Origin of the sequence: Variovorax sp. UMC13 (genome assembly GCF_014170375.1) — a bacterium.
In the GTDB taxonomy this organism is placed as follows: Bacteria; Pseudomonadota; Gammaproteobacteria; order Burkholderiales; family Burkholderiaceae_C; genus Variovorax.
The window spans coordinates 115643-134632 of sequence record NZ_LZZW01000010.1 but is presented as its reverse complement, the minus strand read 5'-3'; the positions used below and the strand labels follow the sequence as shown (position 1 = coordinate 134632).

The 18990-nt window shown below is 63.7% G+C and carries 19 protein-coding genes and 1 tRNA gene; 14 read left to right on the top strand and 6 right to left on the bottom strand.

The annotated features are described in order from the left end of the window. Nucleotides 1-4: 4 nt before the first annotated feature. From A9977_RS05575 to A9977_RS05520, 12 genes are all read left to right on the top strand, one after another. Nucleotides 5-313 carry a phage tail assembly chaperone gene (locus tag A9977_RS05575; RefSeq protein WP_183023890.1) on the top strand — a complete coding sequence of 103 codons (309 nt, stop codon included), beginning with the start codon at nt 5-7 and terminating at the stop codon, nt 311-313. Next, nucleotides 253-627, top strand: a complete 375-nt coding sequence (locus A9977_RS05570) for a DUF1799 domain-containing protein (RefSeq protein ID WP_220811560.1) — start codon at nt 253-255, stop codon at nt 625-627. The genes A9977_RS05575 and A9977_RS05570 overlap by 61 nt, the downstream gene beginning before the upstream one ends. Further along, on the top strand, nt 624-3596 hold the full coding sequence (locus A9977_RS05565; RefSeq protein ID WP_183023889.1) for a phage tail tape measure C-terminal domain-containing protein: 2973 nt from the start codon (nt 624-626) through the stop codon (nt 3594-3596). The genes A9977_RS05570 and A9977_RS05565 overlap by 4 nt, the downstream gene beginning before the upstream one ends. Next, the gene (locus tag A9977_RS05560) at nt 3593-4516 is read left to right on the top strand and encodes a hypothetical protein (protein ID WP_183023888.1); all 924 of its coding nucleotides are present in this window, start codon (nt 3593-3595) and stop codon (nt 4514-4516) included. Before A9977_RS05565 ends, A9977_RS05560 begins: the two co-directional genes overlap by 4 nt. Before the next feature lies 1 nt (nt 4517). Next, complete coding sequence (locus A9977_RS05555; protein ID WP_183023887.1) at nt 4518-5375, top strand: DUF2163 domain-containing protein; 858 nt, start codon at nt 4518-4520, stop codon at nt 5373-5375. Continuing rightward, complete coding sequence (locus A9977_RS05550) at nt 5372-5821, top strand: C40 family peptidase (RefSeq protein ID WP_183023886.1); 450 nt, start codon at nt 5372-5374, stop codon at nt 5819-5821. Before A9977_RS05555 ends, A9977_RS05550 begins: the two co-directional genes overlap by 4 nt. Next, the gene (locus A9977_RS05545; RefSeq protein WP_183023885.1) at nt 5818-10131 is read left to right on the top strand and encodes a phage tail protein; all 4314 of its coding nucleotides are present in this window, start codon (nt 5818-5820) and stop codon (nt 10129-10131) included. The genes A9977_RS05550 and A9977_RS05545 overlap by 4 nt, the downstream gene beginning before the upstream one ends. Then, nucleotides 10128-11942, top strand: coding sequence for a hypothetical protein (locus A9977_RS05540; protein ID WP_183023884.1), 1815 nt, complete (start codon nt 10128-10130; stop codon nt 11940-11942). Before A9977_RS05545 ends, A9977_RS05540 begins: the two co-directional genes overlap by 4 nt. A 158-nt stretch (nt 11943-12100) precedes the next feature. Further along, nucleotides 12101-12592 (top strand): hypothetical protein, encoded by a 492-nt coding sequence (locus A9977_RS05535; protein ID WP_183023883.1) that lies wholly within the window; start codon nt 12101-12103, stop codon nt 12590-12592. Then, nucleotides 12585-13076, top strand: coding sequence for a hypothetical protein (locus A9977_RS05530; protein WP_183023882.1), 492 nt, complete (start codon nt 12585-12587; stop codon nt 13074-13076). Before A9977_RS05535 ends, A9977_RS05530 begins: the two co-directional genes overlap by 8 nt. 2 nt (nt 13077-13078) lie before the next feature. Beyond that, nucleotides 13079-13726 carry a glycoside hydrolase family 19 protein gene (locus A9977_RS05525; protein WP_183023881.1) on the top strand — a complete coding sequence of 216 codons (648 nt, stop codon included), beginning with the start codon at nt 13079-13081 and terminating at the stop codon, nt 13724-13726. Then, a complete protein-coding gene (locus A9977_RS05520; RefSeq protein WP_183023880.1) occupies nt 13723-14229 on the top strand; it encodes a DUF2514 family protein in 507 nt (168 codons plus the stop codon). The genes A9977_RS05525 and A9977_RS05520 overlap by 4 nt, the downstream gene beginning before the upstream one ends. A 96-nt stretch (nt 14230-14325) precedes the next feature. Here A9977_RS05520 and A9977_RS05515 read toward each other — a convergent pair whose 3' ends face one another. The 4 genes from A9977_RS05515 to A9977_RS05500 form a co-directional block, all read right to left on the bottom strand. Next, the gene (locus A9977_RS05515) at nt 14326-15312 is read right to left on the bottom strand and encodes a P63C domain-containing protein (protein ID WP_183023879.1); all 987 of its coding nucleotides are present in this window, start codon (nt 15310-15312) and stop codon (nt 14326-14328) included. A gap of 111 nt (nt 15313-15423) precedes the next feature. Then, on the bottom strand, nt 15424-15672 hold the full coding sequence (locus A9977_RS05510) for a hypothetical protein (protein ID WP_183023878.1): 249 nt from the start codon (nt 15670-15672) through the stop codon (nt 15424-15426). Next, nucleotides 15669-16034: a hypothetical protein gene (locus A9977_RS05505; RefSeq protein ID WP_183023877.1), complete on the bottom strand. Its 366-nt coding sequence runs from the start codon at nt 16032-16034 to the stop codon at nt 15669-15671. Before A9977_RS05505 ends, A9977_RS05510 begins: the two co-directional genes overlap by 4 nt. Before the next feature lie 4 nt (nt 16035-16038). Beyond that, entirely contained in the window at nt 16039-16380 is a 342-nt protein-coding gene (locus A9977_RS05500; RefSeq protein WP_183023876.1) for a hypothetical protein, read from the bottom strand. A gap of 74 nt (nt 16381-16454) precedes the next feature. On the opposite strand from A9977_RS05500, the gene A9977_RS05495 reads away from it, so the two are divergent. Continuing rightward, nucleotides 16455-16694 (top strand): hypothetical protein, encoded by a 240-nt coding sequence (locus tag A9977_RS05495; protein WP_183023875.1) that lies wholly within the window; start codon nt 16455-16457, stop codon nt 16692-16694. 13 nt (nt 16695-16707) lie between these two features. After that, nucleotides 16708-17391, top strand: coding sequence for an SOS response-associated peptidase (locus A9977_RS05490; RefSeq protein ID WP_183023874.1), 684 nt, complete (start codon nt 16708-16710; stop codon nt 17389-17391). Between the two features lie 493 nt (nt 17392-17884). On the opposite strand, the gene A9977_RS05485 is transcribed toward A9977_RS05490, so the two are convergent. Together A9977_RS05485 and A9977_RS05480 are read right to left on the bottom strand one after the other, a co-directional pair. Then, a tRNA-Thr gene (locus A9977_RS05485) sits at nt 17885-17960 on the bottom strand. An 11-nt stretch (nt 17961-17971) separates the two neighbouring features. Next, the gene (locus A9977_RS05480) at nt 17972-18982 is read right to left on the bottom strand and encodes a class 1 fructose-bisphosphatase (RefSeq protein WP_183023873.1); all 1011 of its coding nucleotides are present in this window, start codon (nt 18980-18982) and stop codon (nt 17972-17974) included. Between the last annotated feature and the right edge of the window lie 8 nt (nt 18983-18990).

Sequence of the window (18990 nt, the reverse complement as noted above, 5' to 3'; positions counted from 1 at the left end):
GCCCATGTTCAAGCTCGTACCCAACCCCACGTTCGTCGCCGACGTCGAGATCCCCGTCGCCGGGGGCACCGCAGAGGTCGTCAAGCTGACCTTCAAGCACCGCAGCAAGGACGAGCTGATCGCCTGGCGCGAGAAGCTGGCCGGCCGCAAGGACCTCGACCTGTTCCTGGAGATGGTCGACGGCTGGAGCATCACCGAGGACTTCACGAAGGCCAACGTCGAGCTCCTGCTGCAGAACTACCAAGGCGTCGCCTGGAACGCCTATGCGGTCTACGTCGAGGAACTGACGAAGCACCGCGAAAAAAACTCCTAGAGGCTGCGTGGCGGCTGTTCGATCCACCGGATTGGGCAGGCCGCGCAGCCCTCGGGTTTGAGCCTGAGGACTTCGGCGACGAGCGCTTCGAGGTCTGGCCAGACAACTGGCAGGCCTTGACGGTGTTCTCCGCCATGCGTTCTCAGTGGCGCGCCGGCATGGGCGGCTTTTACGGCCTGGACCTCAACGTCCTGCCCGAAATGTGGCTTCGGCTCAAGGTGCCCGAAGCCGATCGCGACGAGGTGTTCGAGTCCCTTCTCCAGATGGAGGGCTCGGCGCTCGCATTCATGCACAAGAAGAAGGCCGGCCCATGACTGATTTCGCATCGCTCGGCATTCGCATCGACAGCAGCCAGGCCAAGGCAGCACAGACCGAGCTCGAGAAGCTCGTCGTCGTCGGTGAGAAGGCCGAGAAGGCAATCGACGACCTCGGCGCCGCCGGCAAGCGAGGCGGCACCGGCATCAACGAGACCGGCAAGGCTACGACCGAAGCCGGGCGCTCGATCGACCAATTCGTCAACAAGGTCGAGAAAGCCAACAAGGCGACCACCGAGGGCGCCAAGACCACCAAGGTCTACGGCCCCGCGCTGGTGGAGACGAGTAAGGCACAGGAGAAGGTCGCCGCGTCTGCTGAGCAGATGGCCAAGGCCTACGAACTGGGCACGCAGATCGGCGATAAGCTGCGCTCCGGCTTCATCTCCACGGCTAAGGCGGCCCTGCAGCTCGGCGCGGCGCTGACTGCGGCGGGCGTGGGCGGCGCGGTGCTCTTCAACAAGGTCGCGGACAGCATCGCCAAGTACCAGGACCTGGCCGACAAGACGGGCGAGACCGCGGCGAACATCGCCTCGCTGCAGACCGCTGCTGATCTGTCGGGCACTTCGCTCGACACGGTGGCCAGCGCGTCGGTTCGCCTCACGTCCGCTCTCGCAAAGACCGACGACGAATCCAAGCTGGTCGCCAAGGGCATCAAGGCCCTGGGCCTCAACTTCGACGAGTTCAAGAAGCTCGCGCCGGCGCAGCAGCTGGACGCCGTGGCGAAGTCGATGTCGGAGTTCGCCAATGGCAGCGAGAAGACCGCGGCCGCCGTGGCCATCTTCGGCAAGTCGGGCGCGGAGCTGATTCCTTTTCTGAACGACCTGGCCGATGGCGGCGAGCGCCAGCTCCGGCTGACCGACGAGCAGATCAAGGCGGCCGACGACTACACCAAGGCTCAGGCCCGCCTCAAGTCCGAGATCTCGCAGCTCGCCCAGGTCATCGTCGCCGAGTCGATTCCTGCCGTCACCGACTTCACCGGCGCCCTGAAGGACGGCATCACGTCGACGCTGGGCCTGGGCGATGCCGCGAAGGACCTGAAGGGCAATGGAGCCATCGCTTCCTTCGCGGAGGAGGGTGTCCGCTTCCTGGCCAACCTGTTGGACATGGCGGACAAGGTGGTCTTCGCCTTCCAGTACGTCGGCAAGTCCATCGGGGCGACGGCGGCCATCGCTGCGTCGGCCGCGCGCGGAGAGTTCGCCGCCATCAGCGGGATCATCGACGCAGCGCGTGAAGACGGCGAGCGGCTGCTCAATCGTCCGAACTTTGCCGAGGCGCTCGACAAGCGCGCCGCGCAGCGCCAGGCCGACGCCGCTCGGAAGCGCGAGGAGGAGCGTGGATTCAGCCCCGGCCTGCCGCGCATCGACGTCTCCGGCCTGAACACCGACAAGTCGAAGACGGACAAGAGCGCCTCTCAGATCGCCAAGGCCCAGCTCGCCTACGACCTGGAGGACATCCGCAAGGCCCAGGACGCGCTGGCCAATACGATCTCCAACGGCGAGAAGCTCCTCGAGGCGCGTCGGTCGGCCAACCTGGTGTCCGAGGCTGCCTACTGGCAGCAGAAGCGCGCCTTCCTCGTGCAGAACGATGCCGCGCAGGCCGATTCGCTGGTGAAGGAGATCGCCCGGCTCGAGCAGGAGAAGCTCAGCGGCAAGGACAAGATCGACAACGATCGCAAGATCCTCGACGCGCAGTCCAAGCTGGCCAAGGTGCGCGAGAACGCCTCGGCGAACCTGCAGGTGCTTGCGATCAAGGAGCAAGACGCCCTCGACAAGATCCGCATCAAGTACGAGGAGGCGGCTGTTGCCGCGAAGTCCTACACCGACACCATTGCGCGGGCCAACGACCGTGAGATCGCCGGCCTGGGGCGTGGCAGTCAGAACCGCGAGGTCGACGCGCGCCGGAGCCAGCGCGAGGACCAGTTCCAGAGCCGCAAGGAGCAGCTCGACACCCAGCGGCGGGCCAACCAGATCACGAGCGAGGAATACGAGAAGTTCCTGGCCATCGAGAAGTCCGCCTTCGAGCGCTCCATCGCCCTCGACGCCAAGTACTGGGAGCAGAAGCGCGCTGTCCAAGAGGACGGCATCCGCGGCGCCCAGGAGGGCCTGCAGAACTACATCGACGAGGTCAACAACTCGTTCGAGCGCGGCAACCGGCTCGTGACGGACGGCCTGCAGGGCTTCAATGCATCGCTGGCGGATTCGCTGTACGACGGAAATCTCGACTCCTTCAAGTCGTTCGGCGAGCGCATGGGCAAGCAGATCCTGGCCGGGGTGCTCGAGCAGCAGATCACGAAGCCCATCGCCGAATGGCTGCAGGGCTCTCTCAAGGACGAAGGATCCATCGTCGGCAAGCTGATCGGCGGGCTCACTGGCACCAAGGGCACGGGCGAGAACTGGCTGGGCAGCTTGCTGGGCGGCGGCAAGGATGCTGCGGGCGCGGCCGGAGCCACTGCGGCGGCCACTTCCCAAGCTGCTCTGGCCACGAGCGCGACGGCCGCCACGGCGTCCATCAGCGCGCTTGCCGCAGCCGCCGCGTCTGCTGCCGTTGCGATGGGTGGTTCCAGCATCTCCAGCGCGCTGGGGCTGGCGAACGGTGTCGGCGCGTCCGGCGGCGACGCCCTGGGCTCGCTGATCGCGTCCATGGGCTGGGCTGACGGTGGCTACACCGGCGACGGTGCCAAGTACCAACCGGCCGGCATCGTGCACGCCGGCGAATACGTGGTGAACGCCGAGAACACGCGCCGTCTAGGCGTCTCCTTCCTCGAGCGCCTGAACCGCCGCGGTTACGCCGACGGCGGCTATGTGGGCTCAGTGATGGGTGGAAACCTGAACGCCGCGGCGGGCAACACGACGGACAACTCCAAGGTCGAGGTGCACAACCACTTCGCGGCCGGCACCGACAACCGGACCATCGACCAGGCCACCCTAAAGCTCGCGCGCGTGCTCAATCGCTCGCAGAGGAACGCATGACCGGAATCGTTGTCCTTCCCTCGATCATCGTCCCGCAGAGCGTCCTGATGGCCGGCATGTCTGGTGTGCACTCGCGCCAGAATCAGCGTGTCCGGAATCAGGGTGGTTTTGCCACGGTGAACACCATTCGCGACGCCACCATGCGCGCATGGCAGATCGGAACGGGCCCGATGAGCTTGTCGGTCGCGGATCAGATCTTCGGACTCTACGAGGTCACCGACGCCGGCGCGTTCGGCATGCTGTTCTTGGATCCCATCGATGCCGCAGTCGCCGCTGAGGATGGGGCCCTGCAGGGCTACCAACAGGGTGTGGAGTTTGGTGTGCCAGGCTTCGGCAGCGGCGGTCCGCGGTACGGACTGCGCAAGATGTACACCGCACGCGGGTCCGGTCTTCGCCGGGGGCGGGCGCTCACGCGACCCATAGGAAATCCCGCGATGTTGCGCGGAGGTTCACCGGTACCGATCGGCGCCGCGGCGGGAAACGCTTCGCTTACTGCAGCGCCTGTGTACGTCGACTTCGTACCTGACGCTACACGCACCATCAACGCGCTGGCAGTCGGTGCGACCACGCAAGTGACGCTCGACAGCCCGATTGGCGTCATCGCCGGTGGCCGGCTTTGGCTGCAAGGGATCGGCGGCGAGGACGCCGCGCTACTCAACGGAAAGAGCCACCAGGTCGCAGCCGTGGCCGGCACCGTCTACACGCTGGCAGTCGACACGTCTGGGAAGGCCATCACCGCTACAGGCCAAGGCCACAAGTACCCGCAACCCGACGAGGCGCTGACTTGGTCCGGTGGTTTCTACGTGCCGGTCCACTTCCGGGACGACAACCTCGACTGGGATCTGGTGATCCCAGGGCCGGCCGCGCGGCGACAAGTCGTCATCCCATCGACGTTCATCGACGAAATCCGAGAGGCCTGACATGAAGGCATGTTCCCCAGAGCTGCGTGCCCACTACGCGCAGGGCTCGACCACGATCTCACGACAGTGGCGCTTCGAGCGCACCGATGGCCACGTCATCACCGTCACTACTTGCGCGCGCGATCTGCTGTACCTCGGTGAGTTGTATCGCACGAAGGACGGCATCAACCCGACGGCCATCTCCCAGCAGGTCGGCGCCGCCGTCACGAACTCCGAGGCCACTGGCACGCTGTCCGAGGACCTGGCGACCGAGGCCGAGTTCCTGTCCGGACTCTGGGACGGATGCCGCTACACCATCTTTGAGGTCAACTACCGCGACCTCTCCATGGGCCACATGGTCATCGGCAGCGGCACGCTGGGGGATCTCAAGGTCGGCCGCAGCGCGTTCACTGCCGAGATGCGCGGTATCGCCCAGGCCCTGCAGCAGACCAACGGCAAGGTCGTCACGAAGAACTGCACGGCGCAGTTCGGCGATGACCGGTGCAAGGTGAATCTCACGCCCATTACGGTGGCCGGGGCTGCCACGGGCGTCACGAACCGCCGGACGATCACCGATACCTCTCGCGCCGAGCCTTCCGACTACTTCGGTGCTGGCCTGTTCCGCATCACCAGCGGCCCGATGGCCGGCGAGGAGATGGAGATCGACAGCTTTGCTGCAGGCGTGTTCTCTCTCGTCCTGCCTCTGTCGCAGAACCCCGAGGTAGGCATGACCTACGAGGCCGTGCCGGGCTGCCGCAAGCGGTTCAATGAAGACTGCAAGGCGAAGTGGGTCAACGTCCTGAACTACCGCGGCTTCCCGAACATCCCAGGCGCTGACAAGGTGCTCGGACTGGGTGGCACCGAAGGGACGAACCTGTGACCGGCCCCGAAATCGTCGCGGAGGCGCGCACGCACCTGGGTTGCCGCTGGAGGCATCAGGGCCGCAGTCGAGACGGGATGGACTGCCTCGGTCTCGTTCTGCTGGTTGCCCACGCCTTGAGCATCACCGACTTCGACACGCGCGACTATGCGCGCCAGGCGGCTGACGAGTCGATGCTCGAGCAGTGCCGCGAACACCTGCTGCCGATCACATTCGGCGCCGCGCAGCCAGGCGACATCGCGGTGATGGCCTTCGGATCGAATCGGCACGTCGGCATCTTCGGCGACTACCTGTACGGCGGCCTGTCGCTCATCCACGCGTTCTCGCAGCGGATCGATGGCAAGAAGCCCCCGCAGGTGGTCGAGCATCGTTTTACCGATGACTGGATGCGCAGCCACGGGGCATCGTTGATCGGCACCTTCCGCTTTCCAGGAGTGATCGCATGAGCATGCAGCAGGCGCTGGGCGCGGTTGGATTCGTTGTCGGCGCGTACTTCGGCTACCCGCAGCTGGGATTCGTCGTGGGCTCGCTTGTAGGCGGCGCCCTCACGCCTGCCCAAAAGGTCGAGGGCCCTCGCATCGAAGACCAGAAGGTCACTGTCAGCACGGAAGGATCCGGTATCCCGAGGGTTTGGGGGACGGTGCGTCTCGGGGGGAATGTCATCGAGTCGACCGACAAGATGGAGGTCTCGACGACGGAGAGCCAGGGGAAAGGAGGGGGCGGCGTGGAGTCCACGACGTACCGCTATTACGTGAACATGCGAACCCTTCTGTGCGAGGCACGCGCTGGTTCTACGGTGGCGATCCGGAAAATATGGCAAGACGGGAAGCTTGTCTACGATGCCAGCACGGGAGTGTCTGTGGGGTCGGCCTTGGCCAGTGCAGAGAACCCGGCAGCGTCGATGATCGTGTATCAAGGCGATGAGGACCAGTTGCCCGACCCGACTGAGGAGGCGCGCCACGGATTGGGGAACGCGCTAGCCTACCGAGGTGTTGTGACGTTGGTCTTGAATCACATCGAGTGCCCCGGAGGCCGGGTCCCACAGTTCTCCTATGAGTGCAGTGTGGATGCTGTCATCGCCGATGCAGTCACGCAATTCGTCGCAAGCCCCCTAGTTTCTAACCAAACCAGCGGCGCGCTGATCAAATCAGATCACATCTGGGAATGGAGCACGATCGATAACGGGTTTGGCCAGCCGACGACTCTTCAATGGAGTTACGGGGTGCCGGGCTCGTTGCAGCAGATCGGGCAGATGGCAATCCAATCTGGTGGGTACACGCCGTATCCTGTCGCTGGAACCGATGCGAGTGTGATTGCTGCTTACCCGAACGGCGATCTGTTTGTCGCAGATCTCCAGCACAGGACGCTGATGTCTCTGTATAAGGGCGGCCCACTCGGCGCCGGCGTTCTCTATGGTCGCGCCGCATTCGATGATTCCCTAGGTCGCTTTGTCGTCTGTAGTTACAACCCACTCTCTACGTTCAATGCGCCGGTGGTCGTAGTTCCTTCGCCAACTGGTATGGGGATGGGGCTCCCATGCGAGGCGGTGCCTGGCGATGGGCACGGCGCTGTAGTCGCCATGTTTGGCGGAGTCGTCTACGCAGTGGTGACCGACGGAGACCGGCCGATCCTGGTGCGTCGAAACCGCGATGGAGAGATCGATGCGGCCATGCCGGACATCCCTGGGCCCGAGATCGATTTCAGCATCCGTTGGTCCGCTATGCATGTCGACCAAACCGGCGTTTTCGTCTACGCGATCAGCGCCGGCGTTTCAACTTCGTGGATATATCGGGTGCATGTGGATGAAGGGACTTGGGATCTGCTGTCTACGGATCCTGGAGCACGACCCGTCTCAGCATTTAACACGGTCTCGAACAGCTTCTGGTGCTCGACGACGACCGCCATCATTGGTCCGACCTACAGCGCCGAACCGGTGGGTTACAACTTGGTTCGATTCAAGGCGATCACGCCAGTGGATGTGCCAGTGGCGAAGGTCATCGCCGAGGAATGCGCGCGCGCAGGCCTTGAGGTTTCTCAGTTCGATGTGTCGACCATCGGTGAAATGGTCCATGGCTACACCATCAGCAATCCGTCTAGTGCTCGCGCTGGCATCCAGCCGCTCATGTCGACCTTCGCCATAGATGCGACGGACGAGGATGGAAAGATAAAGTTTTTCAACCGAGCGGATAAAACTGCGGTGACCGTGATCGGGTATGACGAGCTAGGTTGCGCAGAGGATGTCTCTGAAGTCAGCGACCCGATGCCGTTGACGCGCGCCAACATCACGGAGCTTCCCCGGAGCGTGATGGCGAGCTACATCAATCGGGACTTCGACTACCAGACGTCGACCGAAGAAGCGCGCCGTCAGGTCACGGGAGCATCAGCAGATCAGAACGTCGAACTGGCCATCTCGTTGTCCTCTGATCAGGCGGCGACAGCGGCGCATCGGATCCTTTACGACGCTCACAACGACCGAAACCGCCGCACTATGAAACTGTCACGGAGGTATGCGTACCTCAGTGCAGGAGATGTGACGACCGTCGAATATCCCCGAGGCACGCTATCGGACTGGCGATGGGTGCAGTCAACCGATACTGGCGCATTGTTGGAGGTTGAGGCGGTGCCGGCAGACGCCGAGCTCTACGCGCAGACTGCGGTCGGTGGCACTGGATACACGGGCCAAGAGGTCGCACCGTTGCCGCCCCCAACGCGGCAGCAACTTCTTGACATCCCGATCTTGCGCGATAGCGACAACGACGCCGGGCTCTATGACGCGCTGGCTGGGTTCGGCGCGCAGGATTGGCGTGGGGCCGCTTTGTACGACGGGCCGAGCGATTCTGAGCTCGAGCTTGTTGGCACGGTGCGAAACGCCGCCGTCATTGGCTCAACTGAATCGGCACTTGGGGGATGGGCTCGGAACGTCGTTGATGAGACCAATTGGTTGACGGTGAGCGTAGGAGCTAGCGAACTGAATAGCACCACGCGAGATCTGATGCTGTCGAGCAACGTGAATGCATGCGCGATTGGCGCGCCTGGTCGTTGGGAGATCGTGCAGTTCCAGCGCGCCGAGTTTCTCGGGGCTGGCCGCTATGTGCTGTCAGGGTTGCGCCGCGGAATGCGTGGCACTGAGCACGCCCGTGGCAACCACGCGGTCGGGGATGGCTTCGTGCTGCTGACGCTGGCTGGGATGCTGCGCCCAATGATGGAGGAGGTCGACATTGGCAAAGTTCGCCAGTACCGCGCGATCAGCCAGGGGCGGCCGATGTCATCCGCCCCTTCGCAACCCTACGTGAACACAGCAGAGGGACTACGACCCCTCTCGACACTCAACTTGCGGGCAGAGCGTCAGCAGAGCGGCGATCTTCAGCTGACATGGGATCGACGCACGCGTCTGTCCGAGAACTGGATGCTCGGACTGGTGCCTTTGGGCGAAGCTTCAGAAGAGTACGAGGTTGATGTTGTCGTCGAAGGCGTGGCGAGGCGCACGTTGCGCGCGACATCTCGAAGTCTCACGTACTCGGCCTCGCAGCAGGCGCAGGACGGGTCGGGTGCTGCGACCATGATCGTTTACCAGATGAGCTCCGTAGTCGGAAGAGGTCGGGGTTCCGTCCTTGCGGTAAGCCTGGCGCCGCCTCCGGATGCGTCCGCCGGTCCATGGCCCTCCCTTCCTGGAGAGGCGAGCGGAGGCTACATCCAGCCCCCTCGCTGGCTTGGTGTCGTGAGCAGCAAACTACAGTTGAGCGCCTACCAGGTCGAGCCAGTGAACGGATGGCGGTTATACAACTACGATGGCAGCAACTGGCGGCAGGACACAACGAATGTGAGGTCGTTGCCGGGCGACTCCGCTGGCATCGAGAAGACCAATGGCTCTGTCGTCGACGTTGGCACCGGTCGCTATGAACTCGTCGACAACATCTTGCGTACTGATTCGGTGTACGTTGGGAACCCGCTTCCGGTGGCACCTTCGATACTCGGCGTCGAAGGAACTCTGAACATCGGCTACGCGGCGGGGTACTTTTACCGTGTCGTTGCCTTCCAAGGTGGCGGCCTCGGCCTTGTCCGATCGACGGACGCTCAGACCTGGACTTTCGTTGTCACACTGCCGGCCGGTGTGTACGACCACCTGACAAATTTTGGCTACAACCCATTCGCAATCTATGAGACGCCTGGCTCCCCTCTTCTGCTGACGTCGACAGCAAAGAACGGGGTTCTGCGAGCCTTCTGGACGGATCTGTTGACGTTCAATCTATTCGCGCAAGTGCAGGGAAATGGGGCGTTGCACTTCGATGGCGTCTCATCCGGATATTCGATTCAAGATGGTATGGGTTATCTGTTTCTCCGATCTGACACGGACTACGGCATTGCATCGATGGTCCGATACACAACCACCTCTGGAGAAGTTTGGTCCGGGCCTACGGATTGCGAACTTCCTGATGAGACTCGAACGATGACGATTGGCACGGTCACGACAACTCAGCGGTATAGATTCTCCGCGGCCAATGCTCGCTATGACAGTAGCCTCGGAAAGTGGATAAGCACAAACGGAATCGGTGCGAATGGTAGTGCTTGGTGGTGCTACACGTCGGCCGACGGTGGTCTTAGCTGGACGAGCCTGTCGGTTGTGCTTACGCCGATGGTCTCGAGCATTCAGATGCTTGGCAGATTCAGTGGCCAGTGGTTCATCAGCGCGCGCACGCAAGGGCAGCGATATCAGACCCTTAAATCTTCAAACCTCACAACTTGGGTACTAGCATGAGCCTTCAACAAGTCATTGCCGGAACAGGCGCGGCTACTCTGGTCAATGAGAACTTCGACTCCGTGGGGCCTGCATCTCTCTTCGGCAAACGGCCGGCCGCCACCTCGGGGCTGACCCTGGGTTACTACGGCGGACAGTTCAATGGCGTGGCGGTGCCCGATGGGACAGTGGAGCTCATTGCCAGCGCCACGAATTACGTCGTCGCCGACCGGACGACCGGCGCGGTATCGGCGGCTACGACGACAACAAACTGGCTGAATACCTCCGATTATCTTCAGCTGCACCAGATCGCCACGGGAGCAACGACGATCACTGCCTTCGTGGACTGCAGGCAGGCATACGGCATAGCGGGTGGCGGCGGTGGTGGCGCGCCTGCATGGAGCGATTTAACAGGAGTGCCCCCGCCGATCAGTGACATTGCCGCGCTAACCGATCCCGGCGCAGACCGCCTTCTCTTCTGGGATGACAGTGCGAGCGGTTACAAGCACCTCGCTCTTGGGACGAACCTTGCGATCTCGGGAACAACGCTCAACGCCATTGGCGGCAGCGGCGGCTCAGGCATTGTGGAAACGATCGTTGCTGGATCGGGTGTTTCTGTTGACGCCACTGACCCCGCCAACCCGATCGTGTCTGCAACTGGAGGCGGAGGGGCGCTCACCAATTTCGTGGAGGCTGCGTCGACTGCCTCGCCGAACAGCTCGGTGAACGTGTCCTCGCTAACGGCTGGTTCTGGCACTACGGACGTCGATTTCGCTGTTGTGAGAAAAGGCGCTGGAGCGCTCTTGGCAGCGATCCCCGATGCCACCGCCGCTGGCGGGAACAAGCGGGGAGCGAACGCCGTCGATCTACAGGCGGTCCGCGCGAGCGCTGACCAGGTCGCGAGCGGCGCGCGGTCCGTCATCGTCGGAGGGTTCAACAACAAGGCTGCTGCATCGCACAGTTTCGTGGGGGCCGGTGAGGGCAACTCGACCCAAGCTAGCAGGTCGGCGGTCGTGGCAGGAGACGGAAACGCAACAGGTGGGTCTTCAGCGTTTGTTGGGGCCGGTGTCGGCAACCTTGCGAGCGGGGATTTTTCTGCCGTCCCAGGAGGTTCCGGAAATACCGCGAGCGGCCTGTATGCCATGACGTGGGGATCGTCATGCGTTGCATCAGGTCAAGGATCCACGGCATTTGGGCAGAGCTGCGAAGCCGATTCCACGTGTTCGACAGCTGGCGGTCGGGGCAGCAAAGCATCTGCCTCGGATGGTCTTGCTCTAGGGCAGGGCGTTCTCGCATCCGGTGTATCCGGAACAGCGTTCGGCGCCAACACTGTGGCGAGCGGCGCATACAGCTTGGCCACGGGCTTCTATGCAACAACGCGCGGTGTTCTGGGCGCATCGGCGCACTCTGCTGGCAGGTTCTCGGCAACCGGGGATGCACAGGCTCAACGCTTCCTACTGCGCACCGCTACATCGGATGCGACGCCTGCGGCAGCAACTGCGGACGCAGGCGTCGCAGCTTCGTCGAATCAGGTTGTTGTGCCAACGGACAGTGCAGTCGCGTTCAGTGCAGTAGTCGTCGCACGCAATTCCTCGAGCGGCGATGCGGCGCGTTGGGTCGTTCAGGGGTTGGTGAAAAACGTGGGCGGCACCGTCTCGATTGTCGGCACTCCGAGCGCAACCAAGGACCACGCCGACAGCGGGGCTTCGTCATGGTCGCTAGCGGTTTCGGCCGACAACACGAACAAGTCCGTTGCATTTGCGGTGACCGGTGCCGTTGCCTCTGGGCTCAAGTGGGTGGTTTCTGCAGCGACTGTCGAGGTCGTTGGATGACGCGACTGACCTATCACCACCCAACCCGCTTCGGCGGGTTTTTTCATGCCTGAAAGGAATGCCATGACCGTCTTCTTCCGGGGCCTTTGGGCTCGCTTGATCGAATGGTTTCGGGACCGGTGGGAGCAGCTGCTCTCGAAAGGTCAACGGTGAGCCCGATGGTCTGTGACCTCCGCGAGTTCATCGCGCACTCGAGCGCCGTGCCGGTCGACCAGAACCGTGCCGAGGTGAGGATCTATGCGGCCCTCACCACCACCGGTTTCATGCTGTCCTTGCTGGAGCCGCTGTTCTACCTGCTGACGGTGCCCGAGGCCATGATCGTTCGCGTGGCCAGCGTGGCGCCGTCGATGTGGTGCGTGTTCGCCGCCTTCAGCTTGTGCCTCGCGGCGACCGTGCCGCATCTCTTCGCACTGCTGTTCCAGCCGCACAGCCTCGGCAACCGCTGGCCCCGTCGCTTCGCTGCCTACGGCACGTTCGGCAGCGCGGTGACATGGCTCTACCTGGCGAACCTCGCCTACCCGATGGATGTCGGCGGCCTGGAGTGGGCCTATGCGCTGCGCGCGCTCGGCTCGATGCTGGTCGGCCTGACCTACGGCTTCTCCGTCAACGCTGATCAGGGTCGGGAGGCTCTCGATGCCACGAATGATTAATCGCCTCTTCGGTCTGTGGCTCATGTGCTTCTGCGCGCTGAGCTACGCGGCATCTACGACCTTCGCGCAGGACGTTGCCGCCTACGACTGGACCTCGCTGCTGCTGGCCGGCGCCGCGGGCCTGTTGGGTGGCGCCGGCCGCACGCTGCTGACCCTCGTCAGCGAGAAGCAGTTCGTCGGGAACCTCCGCTGGGTCTTGCTCAAGGACCTGGTCGTCGCCCTGATCGGCGGCGGTTTCGCCTACCTCTGCATCCAGGGCTACAACGACTGGTCGAGCACGCTCTCGATCGTTTCGCTGCCGCCCATCGGCCGCGGCTTCCGCGTGCTGATCATCGTCTTGGCAGGTGCTTCCCGCGGCCGCTGGCTGGGCGTGGTCGACCGCTTCACTGCCGACGCCATCGCCAATGCCCGCCAGAAGCTGCGCGGCGGCGCGCCGAGCGAAGACCCACCCATCACCGCGGCCGTTCCGCTCGGCAAGGAGTGAGCATGACGCGCACGAAAGAAGACTGGGCCCGGATCCTGACCATGTGCGGCATCAGGCCGGCACAGGTCGCTATGTGGTCGGGCGTGTTCGCGCACACGCCGAAGATGGACCGCTTCAGCAAGGGCGACGCCGACTTGGCGCAGTTCCTGGCCAACGTCCTGGTCGAGAGCCAGGGCCTGCAGAAGCTGAAGGAGAACGGCAGCTACAGCGCTGCGCGCATCCGCGAGCTCGGCAACGCATCGCCGCCCGGCAGCCGGTGGCGCTCCCTCGTGCCGCGCGCCGAGGAACTCGCGTTCAACGAGCAGAAGTTCTTCGAGGCCTGCTACGGCGGCCGCGGCGGCAACCGACCGGAGGGCACCGGCGACGGCGCGCGCTACCCGGGCCGCGGGCTGATCATGCTGACCTTCTACGAGGGCTATCTCTGGCAGGGCAAGCGCAGCGGCCAGGATCTGACCGTTCTGCCCGAGCTGGCCGAGCAGCCGCACTTCGCGCTCGAGTTCGCATTCGATTGGTGGGAGGGTAAGGTGCCCGACGCCTACCTGGCCGACACGGTCAAGGTGCGCCGCGTGGTCAACGGCGGCACGTTCGGCCTGCGCGAGGTCGAGGAGATGCTGGTGAAGGCGCGCCGCGCCCTGCAGGTGGCCGCGTGATCGCCGCCGGCCGCGTGCTGCTGGCGAACTGGAAGCTGCTGCTGGTCGCCGTGCTGCTGGCCGCGTTGGGCGCGCAGACGTTGCGCATCGCCGGCCTGAAGCAGGAGGCGGCCGAGCAGCGCGCCACTGACGCCGAATCCCTGCGCCTGGCCATGAAGGCGCAGCGCGATGAATTTGACCGACGCCAGAGCGTTATGGACCAGGAGGCCTCCCGTGCACAAACCCAACTCGCTGCCCTTGCGGGCGATCTCGCTGATGCTCGCCGCGCTGGCGGCGGCCTGCACGACGCCGCCCAGCTCGCCGCCGACGCTGCCCGCCGGCGTGCCCCGGCTTGCCCCGCAGCTGCGGCAGTCCCTGGAGACGACCCCATCGGAGTGCTTGCCGACGTGCTTGCAGGGGCTGACCGCCTGGCGGAAGTCTTCGCAGCAGCGGCTGACGAGCGCGGCATCCGGGCCGCCGGCTGCGAGCGGGCCTACGACGCCCTCCGACCTGCCGCCCAGTAGCGTTCCGTCGCGCTGAGCGCGCACCACACACCCACCAGCCCCTGGCGCTTCGGCGCTGGGGGCCCTTTTTGCGTTATGGGTTCGCTGAATTACCTACTATGCCCGCGGGACCAGCTCCAGCTCTTGTTGGCCGCCAAACCGCTGAATGATCTTGGCTTCGTACTCGGCCTCTGTGGCTGAGGACTCTGCCATTTCGAGGACGCGACCCATGTGCATGCGCAGCGCGCGGGTGCCGATCTCGTTGAGAAACTGAAACAGCTTTTTCTTTCCTGGATCCCGGTCACGAAGCGCTCGGAGCAAGTCCAGAATTTTCCCGCTGCTTCGAGCCAAGGGGTAGTAGACATGCCTTCGAGTCAGGTGCATCAGCTGCCACGGTTTTCCCCGCGCCGGAACGGGGATCTTGTATAGGCGGTGCCACTGCAGATAGAGCTCGTTCGGGAATTCTTGCTCGTACTTCTTGGCCTCTTCCTGTACGAAAGTCTTGAAGGCCTGAATGACCTCCTCGATCTCCGGCCGGTATCCGGCCAGCGCGTACACCAGGGACGTGATGCCGCTCTTGGCCGAAGCGTTCACGATGATCCGCGCTTGGATTCCGATCGAGGCTTGGCTCTTGTTCAGCTGCCTCGCAGCGTCTGCATCGATGATGGCGTTGCAGACGTCGATCAGGATGTCTGCGCTGTAGCCTCGGATCGTGATTTCCGTCTGTTTAGCACCAGGGTAAATCCATTTAAATTCAATGGGTTGGGCGATTTTTGTGAGCAGTTCAGCACCAAGGTATTGCGAGAGGCGCTTGCCGGTTACCAGCCGTTCGAAATCCTTGCCACCAGGGTTCTTGAGGCCGAGCGCCGCTGCGATCCCGCGTTGCGTCATCACAGCCGTCTTACGCGCATCGTCCAGTACGTAGCACTCGGCGTCGACGCCGAAATCTTGCAAAAAGTTGCCCTTGTGTGTGGCACGAACGCCCCAGCGGGCCAACGCGCCCTTCTGGGCTCGTGCCTTTTTCTGCTCCTCCGTCATCTTGGCGGCAGCAACTACGCCGCCCTTCGCCCGCCCGCTCGGTGGCTTCTTTGCGCTCTCGCTCATGCTCGCTCCTCAAGTTAAGGTGCTTGCATTGTCTTTAATGCTTGCTCAACAAGCAAGCATTAAAAATGGCCGATGCTTACTTTGGGAGGATGCCTGCAACACGCATGGAGTTCAGTGCTCGAACAGCACGGCGCGGAGGTGATCGCCAACTGTGTCCTCAGGGCACGACGGGTTCTCGTATTCGTCAGCCACGCCAGCGCACAGGCTCACGACGCCAGCGCAGAGATCCAGCACGTTCTGGTCGAGCTTGTCGCCGGACCTGATCAGGCCGCACTGCACGGCCAGGGCGGTGAAATTGGCTACGGGGTCGAGGTCGAGGTCGACGCGGCCCACGTGCTCGCTGTATTCGTTCTCGATCATGCTGCTCCTTCGGTGGTTGGAGAGGTTGTACGGTACTCAGGCGGCGGAGGCGTCGCTTCGACCGGCGGCGCGGGCATGCACCACCACACCTGCGGCGGATCGGGCTGCTGGTAGCCGACTGCCTCGACGGCCCCGTAAATCAGTATGCCGCCGTTCTCGATCTTCTTGATGTTCGCGTGGATCAATGGCTCGATGACGTCGACGCGAGTGCGCTCGGTTTCGAAGAGCCTGGCCACGGCGCGCGGGTAGAACTTGCGGCTGTCGTCTCCGAAGAACAGCCAGCCAGGATAGGGCCGGCTCTTGACGACGTCCTGGGGCAGCTTCTTGCCCGCCTCTCGCAGGACGTAGACGACGCAGTGCATCGGGTCAGAACGGCACGTCGGCGTCCTTGAGCCCGAATTCTGGGGGCGGGGCGGGCTCCTCGAGGTGCGAGACCTCTAGCGGGTCGGCGTCATCGCCGGCATGGCCCGGATAGAGGTCGTCGTTGTACTCGCCGGCTTCCGGGTACAGGCGGCGTGCGACGGCTGCAGGGTCCTCATCTCCATGCTTCGCGGCCACAGCCGGGCCGAAGACGTTGAAGCCCGCCATGCGCAGGTCCTCGGGGTCGTGCTCGAGCTCCTGCCAGGTGTTGGCGAACACAAAGACCCAGGCTTCAAGGTCGGATAGCTCGCGGCCGCGGTACGAGATCGGGTTGGGGGATTGCCACATGGTCAGCTCCTGAAGTGGCCCTCCACTGTACCTAAATACTGTACGCGCATCCAGTAGTTTGCTACGATCGATCCATGGACACCGATCGCGGAACCGGCATCCTGGACGCTGTGCCCGGACAGTTCGTGGTGCGCGCCATGTACTCGCTGCCGCCGGCGGGTGAGGCCCAGCCGCCCGAGGCGTCGCTGGAGATGTTCGTGCCTCGGGTGGGCCGCGTGCGCTTCACGTTCGAGCTCGCCGGCCCGGTTCCGCACAAGCGTGCGCATTGGTCTTGGCAGGCGAAGTCCGCCGACTTGCTGCCGCCCAGGGCGTGAGTAAGCTGCGCCCATGTGCAATCGCTACATCCCCCCTGAGGTGGCCGAGATCGAGCGTTTCTGGAGCCTGCCCCGGGCGCACCAGCCGGACCTGTGGCCACGCGAGATCTTCCCGCGGGCGCCGGGCCCGTTCATCCGCCGCCGGCGCGACGCCGTGGGCTACGAGCGCGAGCTGGTGGTCGGGCAGTGGGGCCTGATCCCCTGGTTCGCCAAGGAGCCGAAGCTCAAGTTCCCGACGAACAACGCCCGGAGCGAAGAGCTCGAGGCCAAGGCCAGCTACAAGGACCCATGGAAGCGCGGCCAGCGCTGCATCATCCCGGCGGCCACCTTCGACGAGCCGAACTGGGAGACGGGGAAGAACATCTGGTGGCGCTTCCGCCGCGCGGACGGCGCGCCGTGGGGCCTGGCCGGCCTGTGGAACACCTGGACCGACAAGGCCACCGGCGAGGTGCACGAGAGCTACACCATGCTCACGGTGAACGCCGACGCGGACCCGCTGATGAGCCGCATGCACAAGCCCGACCCGAAGCTGGCGGCCGACAAGCAGGACAAGCGCAGCGTGATCCCGCTGGACCCGGGCGACTTCGACGAGTGGCTTGAGGGGACGGTCGAGCAGGCGAGGGCGATGATGCGCCTGGCGCCGACCGAGGTGTACGACGCCGGGCCGATGGAGCCCGATCAGAAGGCGCCGGTGTAGCGGCGTCAGGCCGGCGTTTTGGTCTGAGGTTGCTGGGAACGATGTGGCCGGAGCCCGCCAAAAACGGTGCTTCAGATGGCATGGAAAATTCCCAGGAATCCGCGCAAACCCGCATGGATGCTGGCTTCGCTGCTCAGATTGTGATTCTGGTCGTCGTGGGTTCGAGTCCCATCAGCCACCCCAAATCTCGAAATGAAAAAGACACCTCGGTGCCTTTTTCTGTTTCTGGGTAGCCTTTGCCGCTGTCCGTCGGTGCAAGGCCCTGAGCGACGCGCGTTCTGCGCTTCACGCTCCTCTTTCCGTCCTTCGCGTGGGTTCCGCTGCGGCCAGCCTCCGATTGCCTGTGCAGTCGATGGTGGTATGCGGGGAATGGATTTTCCGTGACGCCAGCGCTCGGACCGAGCCGGGCTGTGAGCGGCCCGCTGCGGCGAGGGTGATGGTGCGAGCACCAACGAAAAAGCCCGTTGTCCTAGGACAACGGGCTTTCTGCGTTTGGTGCCGGAGAGATGAATCGAACACCCGACCTTCTCATTACGAATGAGCTGCTCTACCGACTGAGCTACACCGGCTAAGCCTTCGATTATAGCGGGTCGTGGTACCTGGTGACGCGCTCGACCTCATTTTTTGAGCCAAGAATCACGCTGACCCGCTCATGCAGCTTGCCCGGCTGCAGGTCGAGGATGCGTTCGCGGCCGTTGGTCGCCATGCCGCCGGCCTGTTCGACCAGCCAGCTCATGGGGTTGGCCTCGTACATCAGGCGCAGCTTGCCGGGCTTGCCCGGTTCGCGCTTGTCCCAGGGGTACATGAAGATGCCGCCGCGCATCAGGATGCGGTGCACGTCGGTGACCATGCTGGCGATCCAGCGCATGTTGAAGTCCTTGCCGCGCGGGCCTTCGCTGCCGGCCAGGCATTCGTCGATGTAGCGCTTCACCGGTTGGTCCCAGTGGCGCTGATTGCTCATGTTGATCGCGAATTCCTTGGTGTCGGCCGGGATCTGGATGTTCTCCTTGGTCAGCACGAAGGAACCCTGCTCGCGGTCGAGCGTGAACATCGCCACGCCGTCGCCGACGGTCAGCACCAGCGTGGTCTGCGGGCCGTAGATGCAGTAGCCGGCCGCGACCTGCTTGGCGCCGGCCTGCAGGAAGTCGGCTTCCTGCACGCCGGGGTGGTCGTCGGGCTTTTTCAGCACGCTGAAGATGGTGCCGATGCTCACGTTGACGTCGATGTTGCTCGAGCCGTCGAGGGGATCGAACAGCAGCAGGTATTCGCCTTGCGGGTAGCGGTTGGGCACCACGTAGATGCTGTCCATCTCCTCGCTGGCCATGGCGGCCAGGTGGCCGCCCCATTCGTTGGCTTCGATCAGCACCTCGTTGGCGATGATGTCCAGCTTCTTCTGGACTTCGCCCTGGACGTTCTCGCTGTCGGCGGTGCCGAGCACGCCACCCAGGTCGCCCTTGTTGACGGCCATGCTGATGCTCTTGCAGGCGCGGGCCACGACTTCGAGCAGCAGCCGGAGCTGGCCGGGGATCAGGCCGTCGGCGCGTTGCTGCTCGACGAGGTAGCGGGTGAGTGAAATTTTCTGTTGTGCCATGGAGGTTC

Coding starts and splice junctions, on each gene's coding strand:
- A9977_RS05575 (WP_183023890.1), top strand. CDS start 5: ATGTTCAAGCTCGTACCCAACCCCACGTTCGTCGCCGACGTCGAGATC.
- A9977_RS05565 (WP_183023889.1), top strand. CDS start 624: ATGACTGATTTCGCATCGCTCGGCATTCGCATCGACAGCAGCCAGGCC.
- A9977_RS05560 (WP_183023888.1), top strand. CDS start 3,593: ATGACCGGAATCGTTGTCCTTCCCTCGATCATCGTCCCGCAGAGCGTC.
- A9977_RS05555 (WP_183023887.1), top strand. CDS start 4,518: ATGAAGGCATGTTCCCCAGAGCTGCGTGCCCACTACGCGCAGGGCTCG.
- A9977_RS05545 (WP_183023885.1), top strand. CDS start 5,818: ATGAGCATGCAGCAGGCGCTGGGCGCGGTTGGATTCGTTGTCGGCGCG.
- A9977_RS05540 (WP_183023884.1), top strand. CDS start 10,128: ATGAGCCTTCAACAAGTCATTGCCGGAACAGGCGCGGCTACTCTGGTC.
- A9977_RS05535 (WP_183023883.1), top strand. CDS start 12,101: ATGGTCTGTGACCTCCGCGAGTTCATCGCGCACTCGAGCGCCGTGCCG.
- A9977_RS05530 (WP_183023882.1), top strand. CDS start 12,585: ATGATTAATCGCCTCTTCGGTCTGTGGCTCATGTGCTTCTGCGCGCTG.
- A9977_RS05525 (WP_183023881.1), top strand. CDS start 13,079: ATGACGCGCACGAAAGAAGACTGGGCCCGGATCCTGACCATGTGCGGC.
- A9977_RS05515 (WP_183023879.1), bottom strand. CDS start 15,312: ATGAGCGAGAGCGCAAAGAAGCCACCGAGCGGGCGGGCGAAGGGCGGC.
- A9977_RS05510 (WP_183023878.1), bottom strand. CDS start 15,672: ATGATCGAGAACGAATACAGCGAGCACGTGGGCCGCGTCGACCTCGAC.
- A9977_RS05505 (WP_183023877.1), bottom strand. CDS start 16,034: ATGCACTGCGTCGTCTACGTCCTGCGAGAGGCGGGCAAGAAGCTGCCC.
- A9977_RS05500 (WP_183023876.1), bottom strand. CDS start 16,380: ATGTGGCAATCCCCCAACCCGATCTCGTACCGCGGCCGCGAGCTATCC.
- A9977_RS05495 (WP_183023875.1), top strand. CDS start 16,455: ATGGACACCGATCGCGGAACCGGCATCCTGGACGCTGTGCCCGGACAG.
- A9977_RS05490 (WP_183023874.1), top strand. CDS start 16,708: ATGTGCAATCGCTACATCCCCCCTGAGGTGGCCGAGATCGAGCGTTTC.
- A9977_RS05480 (WP_183023873.1), bottom strand. CDS start 18,982: ATGGCACAACAGAAAATTTCACTCACCCGCTACCTCGTCGAGCAGCAA.